The organism is Acinetobacter bereziniae LMG 1003 = CIP 70.12 (assembly GCF_000368925.1).
Taxonomy (GTDB): domain Bacteria; phylum Pseudomonadota; class Gammaproteobacteria; order Pseudomonadales; family Moraxellaceae; genus Acinetobacter; species Acinetobacter bereziniae.
On the sequence record NZ_KB849755.1, the window covers coordinates 318,152 to 342,526 of the forward strand.

Here is a 24,375-nt window from a genome sequence, read left to right on the forward strand (position 1 = left end):
AACTTTTTAGATCAATAAAGTTAAATGATTTGAGCAGATTGTACTTGTTTAATGTTCTTTTTTATCTTTTGATTTTCATCAATATCAAAACATAGTAGAAATGTCTCACCAGGAAAGATCACATTTTCATGTAATGCTTTTGTGGTTTGTATGATTGCCTCAATATCCACTTTGCCGAAGCCTTTCTTCAGACTAAAACCTAAAATATAGCAAGGTATATGTTTAAGATGTTGCACCTGCTTTTGTACCAGCCAAACCTGTTGAATACCCGTATACTTTCTAAGTTGTTGTAATAAATCTTCTAATGCTTCTTGGGTCAATCCATGAGGCATGAAATGATCTCTGAAGCTCACCTCTTGTCGTTCGCTCATTGCCAACTGTTCAAGTGCGATACGATCAAACATAAGTTGTTGATACTTTTCAGCTTCAGCAGCTATGCCTTGCTCTTGATAAAATTGGTAAAGCATTTCATAAACTGTTACTTGATAAAACTCATTCAATTGAGCTGATCTTTCTAAAATAGCACAACCATTTTGATCTTTGCGCTCCAACAAAAGACGACCATAGATATAATTTGCCAAAGCATTTTCTAGATCTTCCTCATATAGTTTTTTCATCAAATCAAATGCAATATCTGGTTGATGCAAAACTGTATCAGTAAGTTCTACTTGTGCAAATTTTTCATCCGTAGAGAGTGCTTCACCTTGCTCTAACTTTTCATTCAATTGTTTTAAATATTCTTTTTGTTGTTGAATATGCTGATGGTGTTGTTGCCAAACATCCAAAACGTTATTTTGCCATTGATGATCAAAAGTGGTGGTGATTTTTGACAGTTGGTCACCTAAAAGTAAATCGGCTGTATGCCCTTTTTCAGCAAATACCAACTGTGCTGTTTGCCCAATTGATTCTAAACGATCCATTAATGATGGATGGGTATCCTCCAAATTAGTTTGTAATTTTAAAGACTGATCCAACCATTTCTTGGTTTTATGTGGTTCAGAAAATTCACTCAACTGATTAACGTATCCAAGATATGGAGAAATTGTGGGTTTGGGCATATTTTCGGCATGCTTAAAGATGGTTGGCCAAAATTCCTCGCTTAAATAACATCCTACTACATTTACCGTAGTTAAGGTCTGTGCCACAGTTTCAGCAGATGTCAATTCTACGGAAATTTTATCAGCTTCATATTCATTTGCCCGTGCAACAGGGAAAGAAAAAGAAGCAAAATATGGCACAAACTTTTTAAAGAAGGGTCTAAAAATAATATCTATTCGACTGGCATTTTGCTCTACAAGTTGATAAAGCTGAGCCCAACGAATCCTTTGGCGATAAATCCAATTCGCTGTTTTAGCATGATTTTTAGACAAATGCCCAAACTCATGTGCGAGTACTGAAGTTAATTGCTGCACCGATAAAGATTGCATTAATGGTAAACCAATAATCAAATAATTTTCATACCATCCAAGAATCCCAAGTCGAGGTGTTTGAACGACGGCAGCATTAAAATCATCTGTAATGAGTACATGATGAAATGAAGGTGAATTTAATTTTAGACTTAAGTTATTAATGATTTTAAATAACTCAGGCGCATCTTTTTCTTGAATAGCAATCCCTTGAGGTTTTTCTACACTAATCCAAAGTGATTTCACAATGACATATAGAAATATCGCAACTGGAATAATGATCTTAATGGCAAAAGCCTTTAAAACCAAAATAGATAGACAGGCTAAAATCAATAAAATCACCAAAACCACGACACCAAATGCTATATATAAATTTCCCAGCCATGCCAGTATTTTTACTTTACGGTGATACGCTTTGGGATTTTCTCGTAATTCTTGCTCAAGCCGAGCAATCGTTTCTTGGCTGTACATTGTTATTGTCCATATATTCTTTTCATGATTAGATTCTTTTATATCAATGACCCAATTTTGTTTCAATTGATTTAATCGAAAACTCAGACATTAAATTCTAATACTTACTTGCTCTTGTAATGGCAAATATAAGTAAAAAAATTCAACACTCAAATCTTAACACGATTGAGATACTTCATTTCTCTAGACTTTAATCTCCCCTATAGGCTCTATTTATACAAAAGTTAGATTGGCATGATTGTAGTTTGTTATTTTGAAATATCATCATTATTTTGAATCCTATATACCCAATTCACATCAAGGAGTTTATGTAAACCTAGACATGATCGGAAAAATATGAAATCTTGCATCAGGACTCATATCACCTACACATTTTAAACATAAACTTTTAGCCATCCACAACAAAGCTGCTAATGTTATTTTTTATCATTTCCACTGTTAAAATAGAGAATAAAAACTGCAATGACAGATAAGCCAAACAACTCATCAGAATGCTGTATAATTAAAGGACAAAAAAAAGAGGTGGGTAAAATGATAATCAGAAAAAGTATCTTTATAGCCGTCTCCACACTCGTTATGACTCAATATACAAATGCACAATCAGAAAAAGCAGCCAATGTTCAACTTTCAAAAATACAGCATGGAAGTAATCAATGGACCTCGCAAGTTGACTGTCAGGATGAACAAGACGCGATAAGAAATTTTCGTCATGCGAGCAGCGCAATCCGATGTTTTGATGAAAAAGGAAATAATACTGAGCAATCTATTGCGTTGGCAATTGCACACCCATGGGAGGAAAGATACAGCAACAACAAACAAGGTACATTAGTTACTACTGGTGAACTAAATCAAATCGCTTTGCATTATAATCGACTTGCCGATGAGCTAAATACAAGCAAATTCCACACTTATCCGTTTAGTCTAAGTAATCAATGTACAATTGCATTATACCGACTAAGGGCTTGTGCCTACAAAACAGCGGCTACAAGAAAAGAAGGTATTGCACGAGAGACAGCCAAACCTACTCCATAAAAACCAGCATCGGCTTATCCTCCTCAATCCATAGTAAAAATACATAAAATAATCATCGCTTTGACACAGTTGATCAATTTATTCCAATAAAAAGCCCAAATATCGGATATTTGGGCTTTTAAAGTTATCAGATTAAATTTCTAAAAAATCCGAGTCCTTTTAAAACAACAGCTAAGATTAAATTAGAAACGCCAGTGGTAGAACAAGTCGATGGCTTTTTCCAAAGACTGACTTGCTTCTAAGTACAAACGTTTATTCATTTGATAACGTAAAGTCAATTTATTGACTGGGGTAAATACACCAACACCATAACGAATATATAAGTCAGGTGTAATATAGCCCGTTAAACTCACTTGAGTATCATCACCTGTCCCTTGCGCATCAAAAGATAAACCACTTAGACCAAATGTTCGCCCAATCTGATTGGTAAACGCGCGCGTCCCGCCTAAGCCTAAACTGATCCCTGCTGCGGCAATGGTATTGTTCACATCAGACTTAAATCCTTCAGCATTGCTTAATCCGCTTGAACCTTCATTGATACGACCTGTAATCAACGCATTCATGGCTTCTTGGTCTGATAATCCTGCATCGTTATAAACCTGAATATTTGGACTCGAAGCTGTTCCAGTCACACGTAATCCGACTGTACTTCCCGAAATACTCTTATTGGTATCCACATCTAATGTCGGATTTGACAAAGGTCCGTTAAAACGTGCAATCGCTCGGTTTAGATCCAAACGTTGACCATAAGCTTCCACAGTCACTTTTTGACTGACGCCAATCGCACCATTGGCACGCATTGCTGTTTCCAAACCACGTTGTGAAAGATATAAACGTCCGACTAAAGGAATACGGCTGTTAAAACCTTGGAAAATAACCTTATTACCCAAATTTACTGAAACATCTGCACGAATCGACCATGGCTGTGCAGCCTTAAGTAAAGCAAGCTGATTTTGCCCTTCTTTCACAATACGCACATCTGGTGAAACATTGACCACTGTCGCACTTGATTCAGGCATTGAAATAAGTGCCTGAGGGACATCAACCTTACCTTTCACTGTTAACTTCTTACTTAATGGTAATGCATCAAGCTCCATATCCGTATCAACAATTGCAGTGATTAAAGGTGCTTGGCGAATCAATAATTTATCACCTGTCAAACGCATTTGTACATGTGGATCATTTTTCCAGTCGACACTTCCACTAATTTTACCTACACCACGACCACTGTTGAAAGCTCCATTGATTGTGGCAACATCTTGGCGAATTGAAGTATAAAGCTGAATATTGTTTAAGTTTACTGGCAGTGAAATCATACTGATTTCACCATTTTTCAAACGCATTTCGCCATCAAATAACGGCTTTGTCAGCGTTCCATTGATCTTACCTGCCAATGACAAAGTTCCATCTAATTTACGCACATCCGCAATAAATGGTTTTAATATTTTCAGTTGAACTTCATTAAAAGCAACCTCACCACGCATCGGTTTAGCATCGACATACGGGTTTATTACAACGCTCGCATATCCCGTTCCCACATTCGGCGCTTTCAAATCAGTACGCAATAACAAACCATCTTTGATACTTTTCGCAATGATACTTGCTTCATCATAATTCATGGATGTTGACGGATCATTTGGATCTTCTGCTGCAATACCAATTTGTCCATTGCGTGTCACCAATTTGGCATCCAATTTAGGCTGTTGCCCTTGCGCCCATGATGCTTTTGCATAACCATTTAGCTTACCTGTAAGCGCTAAACCTTCTGGCATAAATGCAGCAAAGTCATTTAAGTCTAAATTTTTAGTGACAAATGAAACATTACCATGCTTCTGACTCGCACGAACTGGCTGGTCAAAACATAATTGGCTTTGTTGACTTAACCAACAATGTTGTCCGACATACAGTTCTGATTTAGCTGAATTGAAAATAATAGGTGCATGTTGTTGTTGCAATAAATGTGCACGCACAGAGTCAAATTCGCCTTTTTGCACTTGACCCAGCCAATCATTTTGGGCATTAAACCCACCCGCAAATTGCACATAGAACTTTGAATAATAGTTCCAAGCTTGTAATTGTAGTAGATGAGCTTTACGTGTTCCTGAAAGTGTAATACCTGCGTGTTGAATCTCACGATTACCACTACGCAAAGTTTCCAATTGCGCAACCATTTTAGAAGGCACAGTTTCTGAAGTCGGTAACTCACCTTTTAAGCTCAATTTCTTGATGCTTAAACTGTCATTGAATCTAAAATCATCCACCGCGAGATTGGCTGTCGCACTTAAACGAGGCTGTACCTGTAAGTTTAAATAACCATGTGCTGTACCACGCAACCCTGGGTAAAGTTCATATAATGCAGGGGCATTCAATTTTAATCTTAAATTCTGTGCATTACCTGATGCTTGAACCTGATTGCTTGCATAAGACAAAAAGAGATTATTTGCTTCAAACTGTTGAGGCATCAAACCTTTAAGGTCAGAGTTCAGCACGACTGCTAAATTACCGCGCCCTCGCAACGGTTTATTGTTAATCATCCCTGCAATATTCAATTGTTGAATATTAATTTTCTTTAAACGATCTGACCAGTTACCTTGTGTTTTGACATTGCCTGAAACTTCTCCACGAACTGATGAGACAAAATATTGTGGTTTAAAACGAACTAAAGAAGCATTGATGTCCCAACCAATACCATTGCTGATATGCACCAAACCATTGGCTAAAATTTTTCCTGCAACACCATCATGTTGAAGTTCAGAAATTTTGATCAGCTCAGGTGTTCCTGCAACACGAATTTTGAGTAAACCACTGCCTTGCTTCATTTGCGATGCATTTAAAGCACCATCATAATTCACAGCAAAACCTTTAAATGCACCTCCAGCTTTAGCATCATTGAAAATAATTGCAGCTGTGCTTTTACCCGTCAATTGAATGGTTTCAGCTTTAGCCTGATCAGCAATACGTCCCGTTAAGTTAATCGCATCTAAATTAATCAACTGTTGGTTTGGTTTCGCATAGCCATTGGCTTTGATTTGTCCATTCAACAGATCCACTGGTGCAGTTGCAACCACACTCTGTGGATTAAAATCTTTTGCATTCAACAATGCATTCCACTTCAATTGACGTTTTTCAGTCGGTAATTCAACCACAGCATTTCCAGACAAGCTGCCTTTTGTTGCCATATATTCAAAGGCTGGAATATGTAAATCATTGCCTTTTAGGTCGACCTGAGCATTATATTTACCTGCTGGCAAACTGCCTTTTTCATGCTGACGTACTACCGTTGCAACATGAATATTTTGTTGCCCCTCTACAAGTGCGACATTGACTTGTCCCTGTTCACTGCTCAACCAACCTACATAAGGCACAGCGCGATCGATGTTACTCCAATTTACACCCAGCAACATCGGTTCAGGTTTTTTGCCCTTTTGTTCTGCTTGATCAAGTTTAACTTTCCACGATTCGTATTTATCAAAGTCCAAATTGGCTGTTAAATGCATACCTTGCTTTAACTCACCAACTGAAGCAATTTTTGCATCCAATGAAACTGGCAGAAAATCCTGAATCGCCTGAGGTATCACTTTATCTTTTGGATTGAGTCGATCTAAACGCCCTTGTATATCCCAATGTACAACATCATGCCAGCCGACTAAGCCGGTAAGGTTGACCGCCCCCCCCATGAGCTGACCATTTAAGTTATTGATATTGAGCTGATTAACCAAATCAGTATGTGCCAAAGCCGTGTATTGACCTTGTGGAATATTTTTACCACTAATATCTGTGTTGAGTTCGAGATTTAGACCTTTTACATCCCCTTGAAATTTAGCTAAACCATTTTTTGATAAAAGTTCTTGGTCTAGCATCAATGGCCAATGATAATCTTTAAATATCAAAGCACCATTCATAGGTACATCATGTTGCATTGGATGAATGACTGCCCACCCCGTCAACAAATCTGGGGTTTTAGTTGCAACACCGGCTTTAATAGTGGCTAAAGAACCACGGGCATGGACGTAAATATCTTCAACATTTAAACTTTTTAACGAAGGTAGACGAAGAATAGCTTTGGCATTGAGTGGGTAATCTCCTTGCTTAAAATCCATGTTTCCTGTGGCATCTTTGACCGACAAATAGCCCATGTCCATTTTTGAATTTTCAAACTTCAGAGCAGTACCTGACCACAATGCATTTTCCAAATGAATATCATTGATATCTACTTTTGAGGAACTGGTCTGAAATTGCAAATGATCCACATCTGCTTTGTCTAAACGCAAAACAAATGGCAATTTGATTTCACTGAATTTAAAAGGTTCATCACTTGGCGGACTTTTACTGATAATTCTTAAATTATTGACATCCGCATGACTCAGATGAATTTCTTTTTCTAAAATTGCGCGCCATCCCAAAGAAATATCTGCACGATCAATTTTAACATCCACAGCAGTCAAGGTAACCAAGACATTTTTAAGAATGATTCCTTGCAGCAAATTCCCACTTTCATATTGATAAGTAATGATTTTTTGACTTGCAGCAACGCGATCTAATAAAAACTTACTGCCTTTATCAGTACTGAACATTACAGCCAAAGCAGCAATTAATAAAATAATGACCAAAAGTAAAGACATCAGAATATTACGTAATAAATTACGCTTCTTCGGGGTCATTTCTTGCTTGGGTTGATCATTTTGCTGTTCATTTTGAACATCTTGATGTTCTTCATCAGCCATAATATTTCCAGTAATTCTCTTATATTTTTAGTTAATTAAAGTTGCGAACCAATAAAGAAGTGCAAACGAATTGGTTTTGCTGGATCGGATATTCCAGATGCAACATCAATTCGAATCGGACCAATTGGCGACTTCCAACGTAGACCCACACCTACGCTATATTCAGTATCATTACTAAATGACTTGTCATAAGCATTACCAAAGTCACTAAATACTGCACCACGCCAACCATCTTTAAATTGATAATTGTATTCTAACGAGCCTACAGCTAAACCTTGTCCACCTACTTTATACCCATACTCAACAGGTGATAAACTTTTATAATCAAAACCTCTAAGACTTTGATCGCCACCAGCAAAGTATCTTAAGTTATAAGGTACTTTTTCGAAGTCTTTGGCAAAAATATAGCCCACATTCAGACCACCCACAATTTGATGGTTGTCATTTTCGCCAAAAGAATACAAACCTTTCCATTCAGCACTGGTAATTGCCATATCCGTATCAGAAAGTAATGACTGACTACCCAATTGGATTTTATAACTTTGTTTATAGCCACGTGTTGGATTGACACGATTATCACTGATCGTTTTGGTTGCTTCATAACCTAACAATAGTGATTCTTGCTCTTGATCAGAGCCTGGAATCAAAAATGCGTCAGGAATATTGGCTATATCGACAGGTCCATTTTGAGTGACTCGATCTAAACGATAACGCACACCCAGAATATGTTGCCACTCTTTACGTGATCCTTTAATGATGCGGTCAACCCCAGCTACAGCAGATTCAATGACCAAGTCCATGTCATTACCAATACCATCGCGAGTTTCGCGTTCATAACCGGCAACTAAACTGAAATAATCATTTAAAGGATGTTTATAAGGAATGTTATAACGCGCATCAATTGATTGACGAATCTGTGACAGCTCCATGTTTGCATCAAAGGAATGACCTAAGTGATTGACAATGGCGCGTCTATACTGACCACGCAAACGAACGCCTGTATCTGTTCCATAACCAATACCTGTTTCCAGACTATTTAAACGATCAGCATTTAAAGTCACAATCACTGGGATTTTTTTGGTTTCGCGCGCTTTATCCTTGAGCTGATCCTCATCAGACTCTTTTTCTTTTTGCTGTGCTTGCAGCTGTTTTAAATTTGGGTTGGCTTCTTCGCCCTGAGTCCCGGCAAATTGATTTTCATTAACTACATTCTGGGTAACTTCTTTATCTGATAGATGTGCCTTATCAGCATCTGTTTGTGCTGCAAAAGTTGATTCAGCAACATGCTCCTGATCAACCAAAGCTTGTAAATCTGCTGGCAACTCCAGTGGTTTTACAATCGCATCAGGTTTAATCGCATCTACAAGCGTGTAATTAAAATAACGTGAGTTGGTGAGATTATTTGCCAGACCGTTGACACGCCAAGCCGTATAATCTGCGCCATCTTTCCACGGTGCTAAAGTTTTTAAGATTTTTAAATCAATCGGTAACGGTTTAGAAGGGTCACTCATTCTAAACTCGACATCTTCTAATTTATAACGCTCGCCTGTTTCATACTTTAAATTAATCTGCGCTTTATTTTGTGGTTGCTCCACTTTGACATCATGCAAACGCCAATAACTATCAAAAAATCCATTATTGGAAGCTGCATCTGCTATTCTGGTTTTGGTGGTTTCATATAAACCATGATTCAGAATATCACCTTCATCCAAGTCAGGTAATACACCAATCACTTGGAACTGAGCAAGATTTGCACCAGGACCTGTGAACTCAATGTTTTGTTCAGTAACTTTTACAGGATCATTTGGAGTAACTTTTACACCTAAATGACTCTCATCAATTTTATTAAATCTAAATTGGGCATTGTAATAACCCACAGCTTGTGCAGCCTGAACTGCAAGTGTTCGCAATTGTGGCACTGAACCATTAAAATCAGAATAAGCTTCTTGAGTAAACGTTCCGAGTTTGGCTTTTAAGTTGTTTGCCAAAACAGGAGGTGCACCTGAAACAGAGACACTGATTTTTGCAATCGGTGCGCCGTTGTCCTGTGGTCCTCGAATTTTATTGACAAGATTTCTAAAGAAACCTTTTTTAGGTTGCTCTTCCTCTGGAAGATTCGCGTTATGATCAACCAGGGTTTTCCCAGCTTCATTTTCCTGAACAGAAATTTGGTTATCTGCACGAATGGTTTGTATCAATTGATCAACATTGACTGGGGCTTGAGTGATCTCGGTTAACTCTTGTTGTGTGGCGTTACTGACTTCAACCTCAGGCGTTTTGCTCATGCCATTACGAAAATTTTGTGCTTCGGTTTTAGCCTGCTCTGCCACACTGTAAATTTCGTTTGCCATAGACTGGTCAACACTGACCGCGGGTAAATCTTCCAAGTCCTCAAATTCAATCGGTTTGAAATCATCCTGAACACCAATATTCTGCTGTTGCTGTTCAAGCATCTTTGCACTATCAAATTGTTCGGGCTGCTGTTGAGCCTGTTTTACTTTCTCATCGAGTTGATCAATTTTCTCGTTCGATAAGCCTTCTTGTCTTGCTGCCGACTCTAATTGTTCTTGATCATGTGTAATATTTACAGTACTTGAGTTTATGTTCTGACTATTCTGTGCTTGCTCTGCGTAACTCACGGGTACTGCAAAAATACTTAAAAAAACACTTGAACATATCAGTTTATTGATATGATAACGATCAAAGTGTAAATGAACACTATGTGAAAGCACAGATTTTTTAAAATTAATTTTTGCTGGCATACCACGCTCGAATGACCTAAATTTATTTGTAGAAAGATCCATGATTAAAAATCTTTCAAATACTCAAACCAATTGGTTTTACACATGATTTAAGGTAAAAACATGATACATGATTTTGAGAGATAGTTACCATTTCAACACATTTCTTATATATAACTAAATGAAGTCTTCTACAATGGAAAAAAATGAGCATATTTTAGGGACCCGACGTTTTTTACCGATGTTCCTCACCCAATTTTTTGGCGCTTTAAACGACAATGTGTATAAACAGTCCTTATTGCTCGTCATTACCTATGGATGGATTCAGCAACAATCAGCAAGTGTAAGTACCTTAAATAATCTTGCCGCACTTCTATTTATTTTACCCTATTTCATCTTTTCTGCGACAGCGGGTCAAATTGCGGATAAGTATGAACGTTCATTTTTAGTCAGAAATATTAAAATTCTTGAAATCATTATTATGCTGATTGCTTCGGCAGGTTTTTTATTGGGTAATTTGTGGATTTTACTGTTTGCTTTGTTTTTAATGGGTACTCACAGCACCTTCTTTGGTCCAATCAAATATGCAATTTTGCCTGAAATTTTAAAACCAAACGAGTTAATGTCGGGAAATGCTTTATTTCAGTCAGGAACATCCATTGCTATTTTGATCGGGATGATTTTGGGTGGCGCGGTTATATCACTCTCTCAAGGACATATGATTTGGATTTGTCTAACCATTGTCTCAATCGCTGTAATGGGCTATATAGCGAGCCGCTTTATTCTCAAACAATCAACCACCAACACTGATTTAAAAATTGACTGGAATTTCTTTAGAACCAGTTTCGAAACCATTCGCTATGCAAAAAGTTTGCCTTTAATCTTTATGGTTCTTTTAGGTAATTCTTGGTATTGGTTCTACGGCGCGACCTACCTGACGCAAATTCCTCAATTGACCCAACAAAACCTGCATGGCAATGAAAACGTGGTGAGTTTACTCCTGACATTTTTCTCTGTGGGAATCGGTGTTGGTTCATTATTATGCCGCAAAATTGGTGGTACTGAAGTGAATATTAAAATGGTGCCATTGGGTGCGATTGGTTTAACTTTATTTGCAATTTACCTTGCAGGCAGTCTGGCTTTTGTTCCTGAACGTACTGGTGATTTGATTTCCGTTACAGATATGTTTAGTTCTGGTGCCCCTTACTATCACGTGATGTTGGCAGTGACTTTACTGGGGATTAGTGGGGGTTTTTATATTGTTCCCCTATATGCCATGATGCAAGCATATGCACCAAAATCACATCGAGCACGCGTTGTTGCTGCAAATAATATCTTTAATGCGATATTCATGGTTTCATCGGCGATTTTTTCTATTATCATCTTAAGTATCTTAAAAATAGATATTAAAATTCTATTTTGTATTACTGCTGTGTTAAGCGCATTGTTTAGCACATGGTTATTAATTCGTTTAAAGCCATTAATCGCAACCACTCAAGTTTCTTTGGAGGACTAATATGCGTCAATATACGGGCATTGATAAATTGATTCATTCTTTTGATCAAGCGTTAAGAAGCTTAGTTCCTGGAGCGACATCTGCACAAAGAGCCAATCCATCCACTGAGACTGAAACTCAACTCGCTGTTAGTGAAGCACGCCATGTAGCAGGTTTAATGCGGGTCAACCACAGTGGCGAAGTCTGTGCACAAGCGCTTTATCATGGACAAGCACTGACTGCAAAACTTCCCAATGTGCGTCGTGAAATGGAGTTTGCTGCCATTGAAGAACAAGACCATTTGGCTTGGTGTGAAGATCGTTTAAAAGAGTTGGACAGCCACACCAGTTTACTCAATCCAGTATGGTATGGTCTTTCATTTGGTATGGGTGCACTTGCAGGTATCGCGGGTGATAAATACAGTTTAGGCTTTGTGGCTGAAACTGAACGCCAAGTGAGCCTTCACTTGCAACACCATATCAGTCAACTCCCTGCTCAAGATGAACGCTCGCGTAAGATCTTGGTACAAATGAATGAAGATGAATTACATCATCGTGATACTGCATTAACTGCCGGTGGTGTAGAACTTCCAATCCCTGTTAAAATTACCATGACTGCCATTTCAAAACTGATGACCAAAACCAGTTATTATATTTAATGGCAGTATCTAAAAAAATAAGCCCTTGAATTGGGCTTATTTTTTAACTTTATTTTTGAAAATTTTAACTGTTCTAAATATTTAGCTGCTAAACAAAACCACATCTTTATGCTGATTAAATATCACTCTTGACCAAATATCAACTGGGCACTATCAGGCGCCAATTTTGCTGTTTGTACTGGTAATAAAGATGGATTTAAGGGATATTTTTTCCCATCAAATTTTAACATCACTTGCCCATGCTGATGTGTATATACAAACAGTTGCTTCCAGCCATTGTGCATATAACTGGTCACATATACAGGTGTGTCTACCAAAGTGGTTTTGCTTAAAAACTCAAACTGCTGATTTGCTCCACCTTTAAAGACCAACATAGTACAGCCCCCAGAGCCACACCAATCCTGTCCGCTTAGAAGGACAATCGCATCCTCCACTCCATCTTGATTCAGGTCATTAAATGCAACATTAAATGTAGGCTGACCCTGAGTATAACTTTCTACTTGCTGTTTTAAGTGTATCTCACGCTGTTGCAATGACAACGAACTTGTCGATTTAGCAGGTTGCTTTTGTGGTTTTTCATGACTAGTTGTACAAGCACTTAACAAAAATGCAGCACTCATTAAAATCATAGATCGAATATTCATATGTACTCACCTTATGCGGGTAGATCAATCACAGGAAATTGATGAAGTGGATAGCTGAATCGTACATCTTGCCAAAGATCAAACATTGGGATTTTAACGTCCAAAGCCAGTGGAAGTTTTTTGGGATTAAAATGCATTGTATTTAACTCCGCTCCCCAAGCAATTAAATCAATATCCAAAGAAATATGATGAGATGGTCGAGTACGTCCTGACTCTGCTTCCATCTGTTTTAATTGACAGATCATCTGATCGACTGATAAATGGCTTTTTAATAAACAGGCAGCATTCCAATAATCTGCACCAATTCCATCACGACAAGGAATTAAATAAATTGGAGAAAAAACAGCTTCCCCCAGTTTTTTAATTTGAGTCCATGATTTTTGAAAATGATGTTGTGGTTGATTATTACTGGCTAGCGCTAGAGCGAATATCGTTTCGGTGGCGTTCAAGACGAATTCCTACAGAATTTGCTTGCGGGATAATAGCAGGCTTACGGATGGTAATCATAATCGATTCAATCGCAGGAAAGGTAGAGAAAAGCGCATTTAACACCAATTTCGCCGCATGTTCGATCAATTTTGGGGCAGCATCTTGAATCACTTTGGCTGAAATGTCACAAATCTCAGCATAATTTAACGTATGTTCAAGTTCATCAGAATTTGAAGCTTGCTCTAAACTGGTTTGAATATGCAAATCAAGCATTAAAGGCTGGATAATTTGACGTTCCCAGTTAAAACAGCCAACAACAGTATCGACTTTCAAACCTTCAATAATAATTGCATCCATGATTTTAAAATTTCTCTTATTCAATGAAAAACCCTTGCGAAAATGTATTTATCAAGACTTGTCGTCAATCTTTCAAATACTTTTCACAAGGGGCGCTTCATATTAATGCTTTAATAATGATGCTGGGTCGATATTTTGAATCATCTGCAAACGTTGGTCAGCATAGATATCTGTATAGGGTGCAAGTACTCGCATAAAACGATCAAAATACAGCATTTGCTTAAACAATAAAGCAAAATCACGTGGGAAACGTATACCATGACGCTCCCCGACTGCCACCATATCCATCATGATATCGTTAAGATCAGATGGATTTGAAGTCATGATTTGCTGAGGATCAGCAAGCAATACACCACTAAATAAACGTTCCAAATCGTCTGCTAAAACGTGAGTGTCAATTTGAGTACTGGTCATACCCATTTGCAACATATTTTCAGCCATTAGTTTGTAATCGGTCTTTTGCAATGCATCCATAAATGCCATACATGCTTGCCAAACTTCAGGTTTTAACTGCCCCACAATCCCAAAGTCGATAAAGCCAATTCGTCCATCTTCTAACAGCATTAGGTTGCCTGCATGTAAATCTGCATGGAAAGATTGGCACAACATTAAACTACCAAACCAAGTATTCATTGCTGTAATCAGTACCTGCGAAGGGTCTTTAGCAACTTTTTTGACTACTTCAAAATCTGTCAGTGGTACACCATATAAACGTTGCATTGTAAGAACACGACGAGTAGAAAATTGATGATAAACCTTAGGAGCTGTTGCAGCAGTATTTCGAGAGACATTCAAATAATTGACAAAATCATCTAAATTTTTAGCTTCTTCAATAAAATCAACTTCACGAACCATACGTGTTTTGATTTCTTCAACAATGTCAGCCAAAGAAGCAAATTTAACTTTAGGAATGGCTTTTTCCAAAACCTTGGTTGCCCAATGTAGAACGTTTAAATCAGTATAAAGAATGGTTTCTACACCAGGCTTTTGAACTTTGATTACAACATCTTCGCCAGTGACTAAACGTGCAGCATGCACTTGTGCAATCGATGCTGAGGCTAATGGCTTTTCATCAATAGAAGCAAATATTTCTGACAAATCGCGCCCTGCAAACTCTTGTTGCAACACACCTTGTACATAACTAAATGGTAAATAAGGGGTCTGATCCAAACAACCTTGAAACTCTTCAACATATTCACGAGGAAATAATGAGGGTGTACTGGCAATAAATTGCCCTAATTTAATATACGTTGAACCTAATGATTCAAAGGTTTCACGCATCAATTTGGCATTACTGGGCTTTTCTGTGGCATATTTAATGCCTGCTTTCGCTGCAATTACAGCCGTTTCCCCAACGCGGGCGACTGAACGCAGACCATCGAGAAAGATATTATTTTTCATAATGTCAACATTAAATTGAGTTTGTTGGAGTTTAACAAATTAATCAGCGTTTGCAGTATGGCTAAGCTGACAGTTTGTACAATCTTGATCTTTTTCAAAGGCTAAAATTCGTTGTTTCATTGTTAAACCATCCCACAGCAATAATTTTTGCTTGAGCGGTGTCCTTCCCAGACCGAGGTATAAAAGTGCATGATGTGCCTGTAAACTGGCGATGACATTTGGAGTTGTCGCCAATACGCCAGAGTCCGCACAACGTAAGCTTTCATTTTGCTGCTGCCCTTTGGGAAATAGGCATTCATAACATGCTGAATCCCCTTCAACCATAAACAGCTGACCTTGAAAACCAATTGCGGAAGCACTAATCAAAGGAGTTTGAGCATGTGTACAGGTTTGATTGACAAGATAACGTGTAGCAAAGTTATCACAACCATCAAGCACCAAGTCTTGTTGTGAGATCAGCATTTGTGCATTCTGTTGATCAAGCCGGCTGGTATAATGTTCTACTTGAATAAAGGGATTAATCTGTTGCAATCGTTTGGCTAATATTTCTGCTTTATAGAAACCAATATCTGGCTCTACATAGGCAATCTGTCTTTGTAAGTTACTTATTTCTATAATATCTGCATCAATCAGGCTAATTTTACCCACACCTGCGCGTGCCAATAGCTCAGCGGTGGTACAGCCAATCCCACCGCAGCCTACAATCAGGATATTGGCAAGCTTTAATTTTTCCTGTGCCTCTAAATCCCAACCATCTAATAAAATCTGGCGCGAATAGAGGTGCATTTCAGATTCGTTCAGTTCTAAATCCATATCCATCATGTACTAAAAATAATTCCGCTGTTCCCATCTGCAATATAACATTTTCAAGGTTTATCACGTAGAACATTGTAAAAATGAATCTGAAATAAGTGCTTGAACAATAGTATTTGCTCAATGACCTATCCAAAGTAGAAAGTTGCTAAATTATTTTATTTATCGCAAATATTTTTCAAGTATTATTTCAATATTGAAAATTTATAAATTTCATTCTACATTAGCTTAGAAAAAAATTTCACACTGAGTATAGCTATGGAACTTGACCGTTACGACAAACAAATATTAGAAATATTAACCCATGAAGATATCAACTTAAATGAATTGTCAGAACGCATTAATCTATCTGTGAGTTCAGTACACCGTCGCATCAAGCATTTGATTGAAACAGATATCATGACCAATCTAAAACGTGATATTAACTTCGAAAAATTAGGCTTTAAGCTACATGTGATTTTACAGATTTCACTTAGTAAACATGACACTGATACTTTTGCAAAATTTTTAGAGGAACTGGAAAATATTCCAGAAGTGATTAATGCCTTTTTAGTCACGGGGCAAACCGCAGATTTCTTGGTTGAAGTGATTGCTAAAGATATGGAAAACTACAGTGAAATTTTACTTAAACGTATTGGTAAAATTGATCATGTGGTTGCGCTACATTCAAGCTTTGTGATCAAAGAATATAATCGAGTATTTAACTGTACTGGCTTACTTAATCGTATTTAGTTGCTGATTCAAGTGCTGACGTTCTATAAGACAAATAAGGGATCTCTCCTTCCCTTATTTAGACAAAAATTTTAGACAAAAATCAATTTTTTTAATTTAAATGATCTTAATTGTTGTTTGTTAATTTAAGTAGAAATGAATCAAACTGCACTTTATCAAGAAACTTTAAATCAATATTGCTACCGTCGATAAAAAAAATTTTCGCTTGATGAATGTTCCCTTGTATCGTCTCAACTTCCATAAACTTGATGTTTGCTGAATTAATGTATTTATCTCTATATTTTACAAACACTTTTTATCCTTAAGAATGAGCCAATTTTACTGATCAACCGATCATTTAAAATTAATCAAAAACGAGACACAAGTCAAATATTTTTAAGTAAATGTTAAATATATAAAATAATAAGCTAAATTTATCTGCCTTTAAAAAGACAATTGATCAGTTGTTTAACCGTGATGATTTACTCAGTAAAACGATATTTTAGCTATTTACTGTTCTCATTATTACCATGTGCTTGATCTTTTAAACAACTTCAAACGTGGCGAAAAGCGATTGAGTTTATAGAGTGGCGATAACTCAATTACGGCAGAATTTAACAAATAAAAACCAGCATAAAAAAACGCACTCAAGAGTGCGCTTCTTTTACACAAATTAGAATTAATTTTCTAATTCAGCTAAAACTTCGTCGGTAAACTCAACATTGGTATATACGTTTTGAACATCATCTAAATCTTCAAACATATCAATCATCTTCACGATGAGTTTTGCTTGATCTACATCAGAAATGAGCGCTTTGGTTGATGGACTCATCACCACTTCAGCATTGTCAGATTTCAAGCCTGCTGCAGTTAAAGCATCTTGTACATCACCAAACGTTTCTGGTGTAGTAATTACCAAGATTTCGTCTTCATCGACTTCGATATCTTCAGCACCTGCCTCTAAAGCAATGTCCATAATCTTGTCTTCTAAAGAAACATCTTCGAAAGTAATTTCACCACGCTTGGTAAATAAGTAAGCAACCGAACCTGCTGTACCCAAGTTCCCATTGGTTTTAGAGAAACAATGACGAACGTCTGGTACTGTACGATTGAGGTTATCAGTCATCGTTTCAACAATAACTGCTACACCACCAACACCATAACCTTCATAAGTGACTTCTTTTAAATCATCGTTATCTTCACCACCAGCACCACGCTGAATAGCACGATTAATGGTGTCACGTGTCATATTCACTGAAAGTGCTTTTTCAACAACAGCTCGTAGACGAGGGTTACTTCCCACATCAGGACCGCCAAGTCTTGCTGCTGTGGTTAATTCACGAATATATTTGGTAAATACTTTACCGCGACTTGCATCTTGTTTTGCTTTACGATGCTTAATATTGGCCCACTTGGAATGACCCGCCATGCGAAATATGCTCCTGTAGATTGGCCTTATGCCATATCAAATTGCAGCAATTCTACCATAAGCACTTTTTTATGAGAAAGTGCTTATTTTTTAGTTTTGATGCAAATTAAGAGTTTTTTGGTTCAGGAATTACAATATCCAATCCTGTGTGCTCTTTATATAACCGTTTAATTTCTGCGAGATCCTGATCTAAATCATTTGGATAAATTTTTCCAAAAATTCCACCTTGCTTGGTTTTTGAGTTGGCATACATTAAAACAATCGGCACACCTGCAGCTTTGGCTATATGCCAAAAACCTGTACGAATCGGTTTACGTGCTTCTCCGCGTTCAGCACGAGTAGCTTCAGGTGCGATCACCAAATTGAATTCATCCTGACTTTGAAACAATTCAACCATTTGTGAAACAATATCTTTATTTGATTTACGGTCAACAGGAATCCCACCAATTTTTTCTAAAATTGGTTTCATGGGTCCTTTAAATAATTCTTTCTTGATTAAAGTATGAATTTTAATGTTATGAATTTGAAATATAGCAAGTGAAAGCACAGCATCCATCATAGACGTATGCTCAAAGCCAATAATCACTTGTTTTTTTTCAAGTACACTTTGATCCACGTCATAAGACCAACCCGAGAGCTTAAAAGTAAGTTCTCCCAAAAACTTTTTCATATAACATGTATGCCTTAAAAATTTGATTTGAGGATTGTCTGAGCAAAAGCAAAAAAAAACAATCACTATTACGCTTATTTTTCTACACTTGTATATTTTATCTTAAAACAATCGTCTTTTCTTAAAGCAACCAAAACATGAATGGATTTATTAATACAAATTTGAAAAGTATTAGACTTATATCCTGATCATAAGCCGATACACGACATTACAACGCAATAAATTTAAAAATGCAGTAGGTTTTAAATAAATATAAACCATTGATCGACCTAATAAATTCAAATAAAACTGATCGCTTATAAAATATAAATCTAAAGTTTAAAAACAAACACCGTTATATTCCATGTTCATCTCCTTATTCTTCATAATACATTATTCTACATCCTAATCGTTTTTCAAATAGAGAAATGAGTATCAATTATAAAATAAATCATGACATATCAGCACTTTTTTCTTTTTAAGGAACGCTTACATTTAATCCACCCCCTTTGTATTTTAGTATTTTTGAATATTGCGTTAACCCACTCAATTAATTATAAAATTCACCTAAAAAATAATATAACTTAAAAATTAATTTAGAGATACTAATTTGTTTTATGCTTTTTTAGCAAGATCAAAAAATAATTCAATTTATCAAAAAGTAAAACTATGTCACTATTTTGCAATATTTTATTTGTATAAAAAATAAACTAAAAAATATAATTTTTTTAAATAAATTTCTGATTTTCATTTAGATATAATATTAATACTTTATTTTTCATTACTTTTTTAGTCTTAATTGCACTTTTAAATTAGAGTTTTTACTCTACTTGTTGATTATTTTGTGTAATTTTAAATAACTCATTGTCAAGAAGACAATGATGATCTTTAAAAGGATGAATCTAATGAAAACAAAAAAGATGTTTCAAAAAGCCATCGTTACAACTTCTCTATTGTGTCTTACAGGGGTTAGCCAAGCTGAAGATTTTAAACGCTTTTCAGTTTCTACAGGCTGGCTACATATGACGTCTATGGGAAAAGCGCAGCCATTTAGAATCAATACTTCGGTTGGTGCGAATACAAAAGCAGCGGTGGGTGTAATTTCAGGGCAAACAATTTTGGATAATGTGGATCAATCTCGTATTGATGCGATGGACCCAACACTCATCGAGTTACTTAATACGCCCAGTAGTACAGAAGGTCGATATTTATTTGATGATTTACTCGAAGTTATCATGGCTGATGACCCCACTTTGATTGATCAATTAACAGGAATTGCTGAAATCAATGGCATTGCCAATTGGACATCAAATGCAGGTTTAGAAGTTGAAGATGTTGATACACTCGGTTTGATGTTTACCTATAATGTTACAGACAATGTTGCTGTTCAGCTGATTGGCGGTGTCCCACCTAAAGTTGATTTAAAAGGCAAAGGTGCTGTTTATGCACCCTTCACCGCAACATCTCAACCTCTTCAAGGCTTGGTTGGTGATCTATACTTAAAGAACAATCTTTTGATTACAGATTTAGATCGCTATAACACTGCTGCTTCTGCCAGAGCTTGGACACCCGCAATTCAAGCACAGTATTATTTTGGAAAATCTGGTGTCAATAAATTTAGACCTTTTGTTGGCGCAGGTGTTATGTATGCCTATTTCAATGATATTAAAATCAATTCAGGAATTAAAAATGATTTGGTCAATGCGGGGCATATGATCCAAAATATTCATGATGGTCAGTCAGGTGCTTCACTTGAAGGCAAACCATCAAGTGGCAATATGAAAGTTAAGGTCGATGCTACAGATGCACTTGCACCTATCGTCACGGCTGGATTTACCTATGACTTTAAACCAAACTGGTTTGCTACGGCATCTATTTCATATGCTAAATTAGATAATACAGCGACAATCAGTGTGGTGAATACCAATAACAATGCAAAATTAATCCAAGCGAAAACTAAAATCGAGATTGATCCACTGATCTCATACGTTGGTGTTGGTTATCGTTTCTAATTTTTAACATATAAAGTAATAAAAATTGAAGTCATTTTTTATATTCGATAAAGGAATGACTTCAATTAGGATTTAAAAAATTGGACTCGAAAATGAATTTGCATTTATTCGCTAAAAACCTGTAGGTCAAACGCATTGGCTATCGTATTTCATCTTCATACAGCGAAAATAAAGCAAAATTGCGCATAACAAATAATTTTTCGGCTTTATTAAAATACTTGAATAGTAAAATTAAATAGAACAACAAAAAATAAGATAATAGGTGAAATTCGGCTTAAACAAAACTATTTAAACCAATAAAACTCGACTACTTATCAAGCAAATAAAAATATTAAGAACAATCATTTTTCTAAATTTGTTGCAATTTCGTGACAATACTCTCATTATATGCAAAATTTTTAAACAGATATTGATCATTAAAAATTTTAACTATACTTAACTAAACTTTGGAAAAAAGATGAAGAAATTACTTTTAGTATCAATTTTGGGTGCTCTATCAGTAACTAGCCATGCAGCGAATACTGAAATTCAACCTTATGTGGGTGCAGGTTATACATATTTAGATAATGATGTTGATATTCACTTTTTGGGACTCAATGCTGGTGTTCAATTCAACCAATATATTGGTGCTGAAGCATTTTGGAACAAATCAGTAAATGACATCAAATTTGATGAAGACTTTGAAGAGCTAGGCGTAAGAACTGATGCAGATGTTCAATATTATGGTGTTGCTTTAACGGGTAAATATCCTTTAGAAAACAATTTTTATGCTAAAGGTATGATTGGATATACACGTGTTGATCTTGATGTAGATGCTCAATTTTTAGGTTATAAAGTATCTGAAAGTGAAGATGATTCAGGTGTGATTATTCAAGCTGGTGGCGGTTATAACTTTACCAAGAATATTGCAGCTGAATTAGCATACACATACATTAGCGCTTTTGATGGCTTTAATGGTGTGAATCTTCAATTAAAATATAACTTCTAAGTTAACAATAAGAAAGAAGGATAAATATCCTTCTTTCTTAAATCACAAAGTAAAATAAAAACGATATACATCATTCATCATACTGATCGTTTGATATGAGTTAGCGATTCAAAACACCAATAATTACTTAAATAAAATTTTTTAGGTAAATTTCGCTCAGTCAATTTATTTTATTCATCTTATAAATAATGACGAATTTAAAAGTAGCGATAGCAAGCATAATAGACATGCTGCTTCAGTATCAAATTTAAACTCGTGTTTTATAAAAAACTTAGATATTGCACAAGATTTAAAACACATCATAATTTTACTTGATCAACAATCCCCGTAATAATAAATCTAAAGCTTCTCGTGCATGTATTGATCTTTGTACATTATCTCCCCCTTCAGCAATCCAAAATGCAGCTTCTGTTAGACTGCCATAAATTAAAGAAGCAATTGCTTGTGGGTCAACGGGTTCAATCACATTCTCTTGGAGAAGTTTTTCAATGAGTTCTTGCATCGAATCAATACAGTCTTTTTGTGACTCTAATGAGCTTCCTCCTAAAACAGCGCGGGCATCACGAAGGACAATACGTTGGAATTCTGGTTCTAAAGCCATATCTAAATAACGATGACAACGTTGACTAAAACCAAGCCAAGCATTTTCAGCATGATCAGAAATAAACTGTAGCTGATGATCCATCTCACTATCAATTTGCTTCACAACCGCTGCTAATAGTCCTTTCTTATCTCCGAAATGATGATAGAGCGCTCCACGGGTAAAGCCTGCTTGAGCAGTCAGGTCATCCATTGAGGTCTCTGCATAACCCTTTTCACTAAATACTATACGTGCCATTGCAATCAAAGCTGCACGGGTTTCTTCCATTTCAGCACGGGTGCGACGAACCATAAAAAAACTCCTTACATACATTTCGTATGAATATTTACATACGCCTCGTATGATTGTATGCTTTATTCATACGCAGCGTATGTATTTTACAAAATCCTTGTATCTTTACAAGAAATCATTTTTAGGAAGACCGAATGATTGATGCATATCGAGAATTATTTTTAAAACCCCATACGACCACATTCACGATGGCTGGTTTAATTGCACGTATCGCTTTGCCGATGAGTAGTATTGGAATCATCCTTATGATTTCGCAGTTGTATGATAGTTATGCCCTTGCAGGTTTAGTGTCGGCTACATTTGTCCTCACTTATGCGCTTATTTCACCACAAGTATCAAGGCTCGTTGATCGCTATGGACAAAGAGATATACTTCCAATCGTAACGATCATCTGCACAGTTGGCTTTGTTATCTTAATTTATAGTGCTTGGAAGCAAACTGGCAATTGGTGCTTATTTATTGGAGCATTTTTAGCAGGTTTTATGCCAAGCATATCGGCAATGGTGAGAGCCCGTTGGACAGAACTTTATCGTGATCACCCCAGATTACAGTCGGCTTATTCCTTAGAAACAGTACTTGATGAAGTGTCATTTATTATTGGACCTCCCTTATCTGTAGGCTTATCTATCATTTTATTCCCTCAAGCCAGCTTAATCGTTGCAATCTTATTACTGATTATTGGCGTTATTATATTGGTTCTTCAACGTGCAACCGAACCCCAATTGGACGATTTAAATACCCATCTGCCGAATTCTGGCTCGATTATCAAACTTGCAAATATACGTTTACTGACTTTACTTATGCTGAGCATGGGCGTTATTGTCGGTACAGTGGACATCGTGAGTGTCGCCTTTGCTGAAGCAGTTTCTCAACCCGCTGCTGCAAGTCTAGTCCTCTCTGCTTATGCTCTAGGATCATGTATATCTGGTCTGTGGTTTGGTGCACTTAAGCTGTCAATGCCCTTACATCGACTTTTATTATGTGGCGGTGTAGCTACAGCCATCGCAACCATTCCCTTAGCTTGGATTAACAGTATCGCTATTCTGACTTGTGTTGTATTTGTGGCTGGAATATTTTTCGCACCGACGATGATCGTGGCAATGTCACTGGTAGAACGTCTTGTCCCGAAACACCGCTTAACTGAAGCAATGACATGGTTATTGGCTGGTTTAAATATTGGTGTAGCATTAGGCGCAGCAAGTGCAGGGCAAATGCTTGATCGCTATGGTTTAGAATATGGATTCTTGATCGCCTTGGGTGCGGGTGCAATCGTATTCATCCTTGCACTATTTGGAAATTATCGTTTAAGACATCATGAACAATCGTCAGGTTAAAATCATTCAAAATAGCTTGTTCACAACTCATAAAAATAGGACATCAGACGTGAATCATATTGATATCAAAAATTCATTGTTCCTTAGGGCGATAGTTAAGATAAAGCTTTTTTGCATTGAATGATGTTTTTTAAAGCGCTTTTCGACAGCTAATATTCCATTTTACAAAACTGGTGAACTTCAAAATCA

18 protein-coding genes are annotated in these 24,375 nt (G+C 36.6%); 7 read left to right on the forward strand and 11 right to left on the reverse strand.

What is annotated here, in order from left to right; translation table 11 throughout:
- Nucleotides 1-20: 20 nt before the first annotated feature.
- Entirely contained in the window at nt 21-1,877 is a 1,857-nt protein-coding gene (locus tag F938_RS03375; protein ID WP_005029410.1) for a M48 family metalloprotease, read from the reverse strand.
- A 462-nt stretch (nt 1,878-2,339) separates the two neighbouring features.
- Between F938_RS03375 and F938_RS03380 the strand changes: the two genes are divergently transcribed.
- Nucleotides 2,340-2,909, forward strand: coding sequence for a hypothetical protein (locus F938_RS03380; RefSeq protein WP_010591393.1), 570 nt, complete (start codon nt 2,340-2,342; stop codon nt 2,907-2,909).
- Nucleotides 2,910-3,091: 182 nt separating this feature from the next.
- Here the strand turns inward: F938_RS03380 and F938_RS03385 are convergent, their stop codons facing one another.
- Nucleotides 3,092-7,633 (reverse strand): translocation/assembly module TamB domain-containing protein, encoded by a 4,542-nt coding sequence (locus F938_RS03385; protein WP_005029414.1) that lies wholly within the window; start codon nt 7,631-7,633, stop codon nt 3,092-3,094.
- A gap of 35 nt (nt 7,634-7,668) precedes the next feature.
- Nucleotides 7,669-10,395, reverse strand: coding sequence for an autotransporter assembly complex protein TamA (locus F938_RS03390; RefSeq protein ID WP_005029416.1), 2,727 nt, complete (start codon nt 10,393-10,395; stop codon nt 7,669-7,671).
- A 175-nt stretch (nt 10,396-10,570) separates the two neighbouring features.
- Between F938_RS03390 and F938_RS03395 the strand changes: the two genes are divergently transcribed.
- The gene (locus F938_RS03395) at nt 10,571-11,890 is read left to right on the forward strand and encodes an MFS transporter (protein WP_005029418.1); all 1,320 of its coding nucleotides are present in this window, start codon (nt 10,571-10,573) and stop codon (nt 11,888-11,890) included.
- 1 nt (nt 11,891) lies between these two features.
- Complete coding sequence (gene coq7, locus F938_RS03400) at nt 11,892-12,527, forward strand: 2-polyprenyl-3-methyl-6-methoxy-1,4-benzoquinone monooxygenase (RefSeq protein ID WP_004831102.1); 636 nt, start codon at nt 11,892-11,894, stop codon at nt 12,525-12,527.
- A 122-nt stretch (nt 12,528-12,649) separates the two neighbouring features.
- On the opposite strand, the gene F938_RS03405 is transcribed toward coq7, so the two are convergent.
- From F938_RS03405 to F938_RS03425, 5 genes are all read right to left on the reverse strand, one after another.
- Complete coding sequence (locus F938_RS03405; RefSeq protein WP_005029421.1) at nt 12,650-13,171, reverse strand: hypothetical protein; 522 nt, start codon at nt 13,169-13,171, stop codon at nt 12,650-12,652.
- 11 nt (nt 13,172-13,182) lie between these two features.
- Nucleotides 13,183-13,620, reverse strand: a complete 438-nt coding sequence (locus F938_RS03410; protein ID WP_005029423.1) for a 2-amino-4-hydroxy-6-hydroxymethyldihydropteridine diphosphokinase — start codon at nt 13,618-13,620, stop codon at nt 13,183-13,185.
- Complete coding sequence (gene folB, locus F938_RS03415) at nt 13,577-13,957, reverse strand: dihydroneopterin aldolase (protein ID WP_005029425.1); 381 nt, start codon at nt 13,955-13,957, stop codon at nt 13,577-13,579. Before folB ends, F938_RS03410 begins: the two co-directional genes overlap by 44 nt.
- Nucleotides 13,958-14,059: 102 nt before the next feature.
- On the reverse strand, nt 14,060-15,358 hold the full coding sequence (locus tag F938_RS03420; protein ID WP_005029427.1) for an ABC1 kinase family protein: 1,299 nt from the start codon (nt 15,356-15,358) through the stop codon (nt 14,060-14,062).
- Nucleotides 15,359-15,397: 39 nt separating this feature from the next.
- The gene (locus F938_RS03425; protein ID WP_005029429.1) at nt 15,398-16,180 is read right to left on the reverse strand and encodes a HesA/MoeB/ThiF family protein; all 783 of its coding nucleotides are present in this window, start codon (nt 16,178-16,180) and stop codon (nt 15,398-15,400) included.
- Nucleotides 16,181-16,429: 249 nt separating this feature from the next.
- Here F938_RS03425 and F938_RS03430 point away from each other — a divergent pair, with 249 nt between their 5' ends.
- Nucleotides 16,430-16,903 carry an Lrp/AsnC family transcriptional regulator gene (locus F938_RS03430; RefSeq protein WP_004831109.1) on the forward strand — a complete coding sequence of 158 codons (474 nt, stop codon included), beginning with the start codon at nt 16,430-16,432 and terminating at the stop codon, nt 16,901-16,903.
- Between the two features lie 658 nt (nt 16,904-17,561).
- Here F938_RS03430 and F938_RS03440 read toward each other — a convergent pair.
- Nucleotides 17,562-18,311, reverse strand: coding sequence for a YebC/PmpR family DNA-binding transcriptional regulator (locus tag F938_RS03440; RefSeq protein WP_004831110.1), 750 nt, complete (start codon nt 18,309-18,311; stop codon nt 17,562-17,564).
- 106 nt (nt 18,312-18,417) lie between these two features.
- The gene (locus F938_RS03445; protein WP_005029431.1) at nt 18,418-18,981 is read right to left on the reverse strand and encodes a 1-acyl-sn-glycerol-3-phosphate acyltransferase; all 564 of its coding nucleotides are present in this window, start codon (nt 18,979-18,981) and stop codon (nt 18,418-18,420) included.
- Nucleotides 18,982-19,865: 884 nt separating this feature from the next.
- On the opposite strand from F938_RS03445, the gene F938_RS03450 reads away from it, so the two are divergent.
- Nucleotides 19,866-20,972, forward strand: a complete 1,107-nt coding sequence (locus tag F938_RS03450; protein ID WP_005029433.1) for an OmpW/AlkL family protein — start codon at nt 19,866-19,868, stop codon at nt 20,970-20,972.
- 457 nt (nt 20,973-21,429) lie between these two features.
- Complete coding sequence (locus F938_RS03455; RefSeq protein WP_004831114.1) at nt 21,430-21,960, forward strand: porin family protein; 531 nt, start codon at nt 21,430-21,432, stop codon at nt 21,958-21,960.
- 307 nt (nt 21,961-22,267) lie between these two features.
- Here the strand turns inward: F938_RS03455 and F938_RS03460 are convergent, their stop codons facing one another.
- Complete coding sequence (locus F938_RS03460) at nt 22,268-22,852, reverse strand: TetR/AcrR family transcriptional regulator (RefSeq protein ID WP_005029434.1); 585 nt, start codon at nt 22,850-22,852, stop codon at nt 22,268-22,270.
- 134 nt (nt 22,853-22,986) lie between these two features.
- Between F938_RS03460 and F938_RS03465 the strand changes: the two genes are divergently transcribed.
- The gene (locus F938_RS03465; protein ID WP_005029436.1) at nt 22,987-24,186 is read left to right on the forward strand and encodes an MFS transporter; all 1,200 of its coding nucleotides are present in this window, start codon (nt 22,987-22,989) and stop codon (nt 24,184-24,186) included.
- The last annotated feature ends 189 nt before the right edge of the window (nt 24,187-24,375 follow it).

Excerpts from the sequence above, each read along its gene's own strand:
- F938_RS03375 (WP_005029410.1), bottom strand. The coding sequence starts at position 1,877 with ATGTACAGCCAAGAAACGATTGCTCGGCTTGAGCAAGAATTACGAGAA.
- F938_RS03380 (WP_010591393.1), top strand. The coding sequence starts at position 2,340 with ATGACAGATAAGCCAAACAACTCATCAGAATGCTGTATAATTAAAGGA.
- F938_RS03385 (WP_005029414.1), bottom strand. The coding sequence starts at position 7,633 with ATGGCTGATGAAGAACATCAAGATGTTCAAAATGAACAGCAAAATGAT.
- F938_RS03390 (WP_005029416.1), bottom strand. The coding sequence starts at position 10,395 with ATGCCAGCAAAAATTAATTTTAAAAAATCTGTGCTTTCACATAGTGTT.
- F938_RS03395 (WP_005029418.1), top strand. The coding sequence starts at position 10,571 with ATGGAAAAAAATGAGCATATTTTAGGGACCCGACGTTTTTTACCGATG.
- coq7 (WP_004831102.1), top strand. The coding sequence starts at position 11,892 with ATGCGTCAATATACGGGCATTGATAAATTGATTCATTCTTTTGATCAA.
- F938_RS03405 (WP_005029421.1), bottom strand. The coding sequence starts at position 13,171 with ATGAATATTCGATCTATGATTTTAATGAGTGCTGCATTTTTGTTAAGT.
- folB (WP_005029425.1), bottom strand. The coding sequence starts at position 13,957 with ATGGATGCAATTATTATTGAAGGTTTGAAAGTCGATACTGTTGTTGGC.
- F938_RS03420 (WP_005029427.1), bottom strand. The coding sequence starts at position 15,358 with ATGAAAAATAATATCTTTCTCGATGGTCTGCGTTCAGTCGCCCGCGTT.
- F938_RS03425 (WP_005029429.1), bottom strand. The coding sequence starts at position 16,180 with ATGATGGATATGGATTTAGAACTGAACGAATCTGAAATGCACCTCTAT.
- F938_RS03430 (WP_004831109.1), top strand. The coding sequence starts at position 16,430 with ATGGAACTTGACCGTTACGACAAACAAATATTAGAAATATTAACCCAT.
- F938_RS03440 (WP_004831110.1), bottom strand. The coding sequence starts at position 18,311 with ATGGCGGGTCATTCCAAGTGGGCCAATATTAAGCATCGTAAAGCAAAA.
- F938_RS03445 (WP_005029431.1), bottom strand. The coding sequence starts at position 18,981 with ATGAAAAAGTTTTTGGGAGAACTTACTTTTAAGCTCTCGGGTTGGTCT.
- F938_RS03450 (WP_005029433.1), top strand. The coding sequence starts at position 19,866 with ATGAAAACAAAAAAGATGTTTCAAAAAGCCATCGTTACAACTTCTCTA.
- F938_RS03455 (WP_004831114.1), top strand. The coding sequence starts at position 21,430 with ATGAAGAAATTACTTTTAGTATCAATTTTGGGTGCTCTATCAGTAACT.
- F938_RS03460 (WP_005029434.1), bottom strand. The coding sequence starts at position 22,852 with ATGGTTCGTCGCACCCGTGCTGAAATGGAAGAAACCCGTGCAGCTTTG.
- F938_RS03465 (WP_005029436.1), top strand. The coding sequence starts at position 22,987 with ATGATTGATGCATATCGAGAATTATTTTTAAAACCCCATACGACCACA.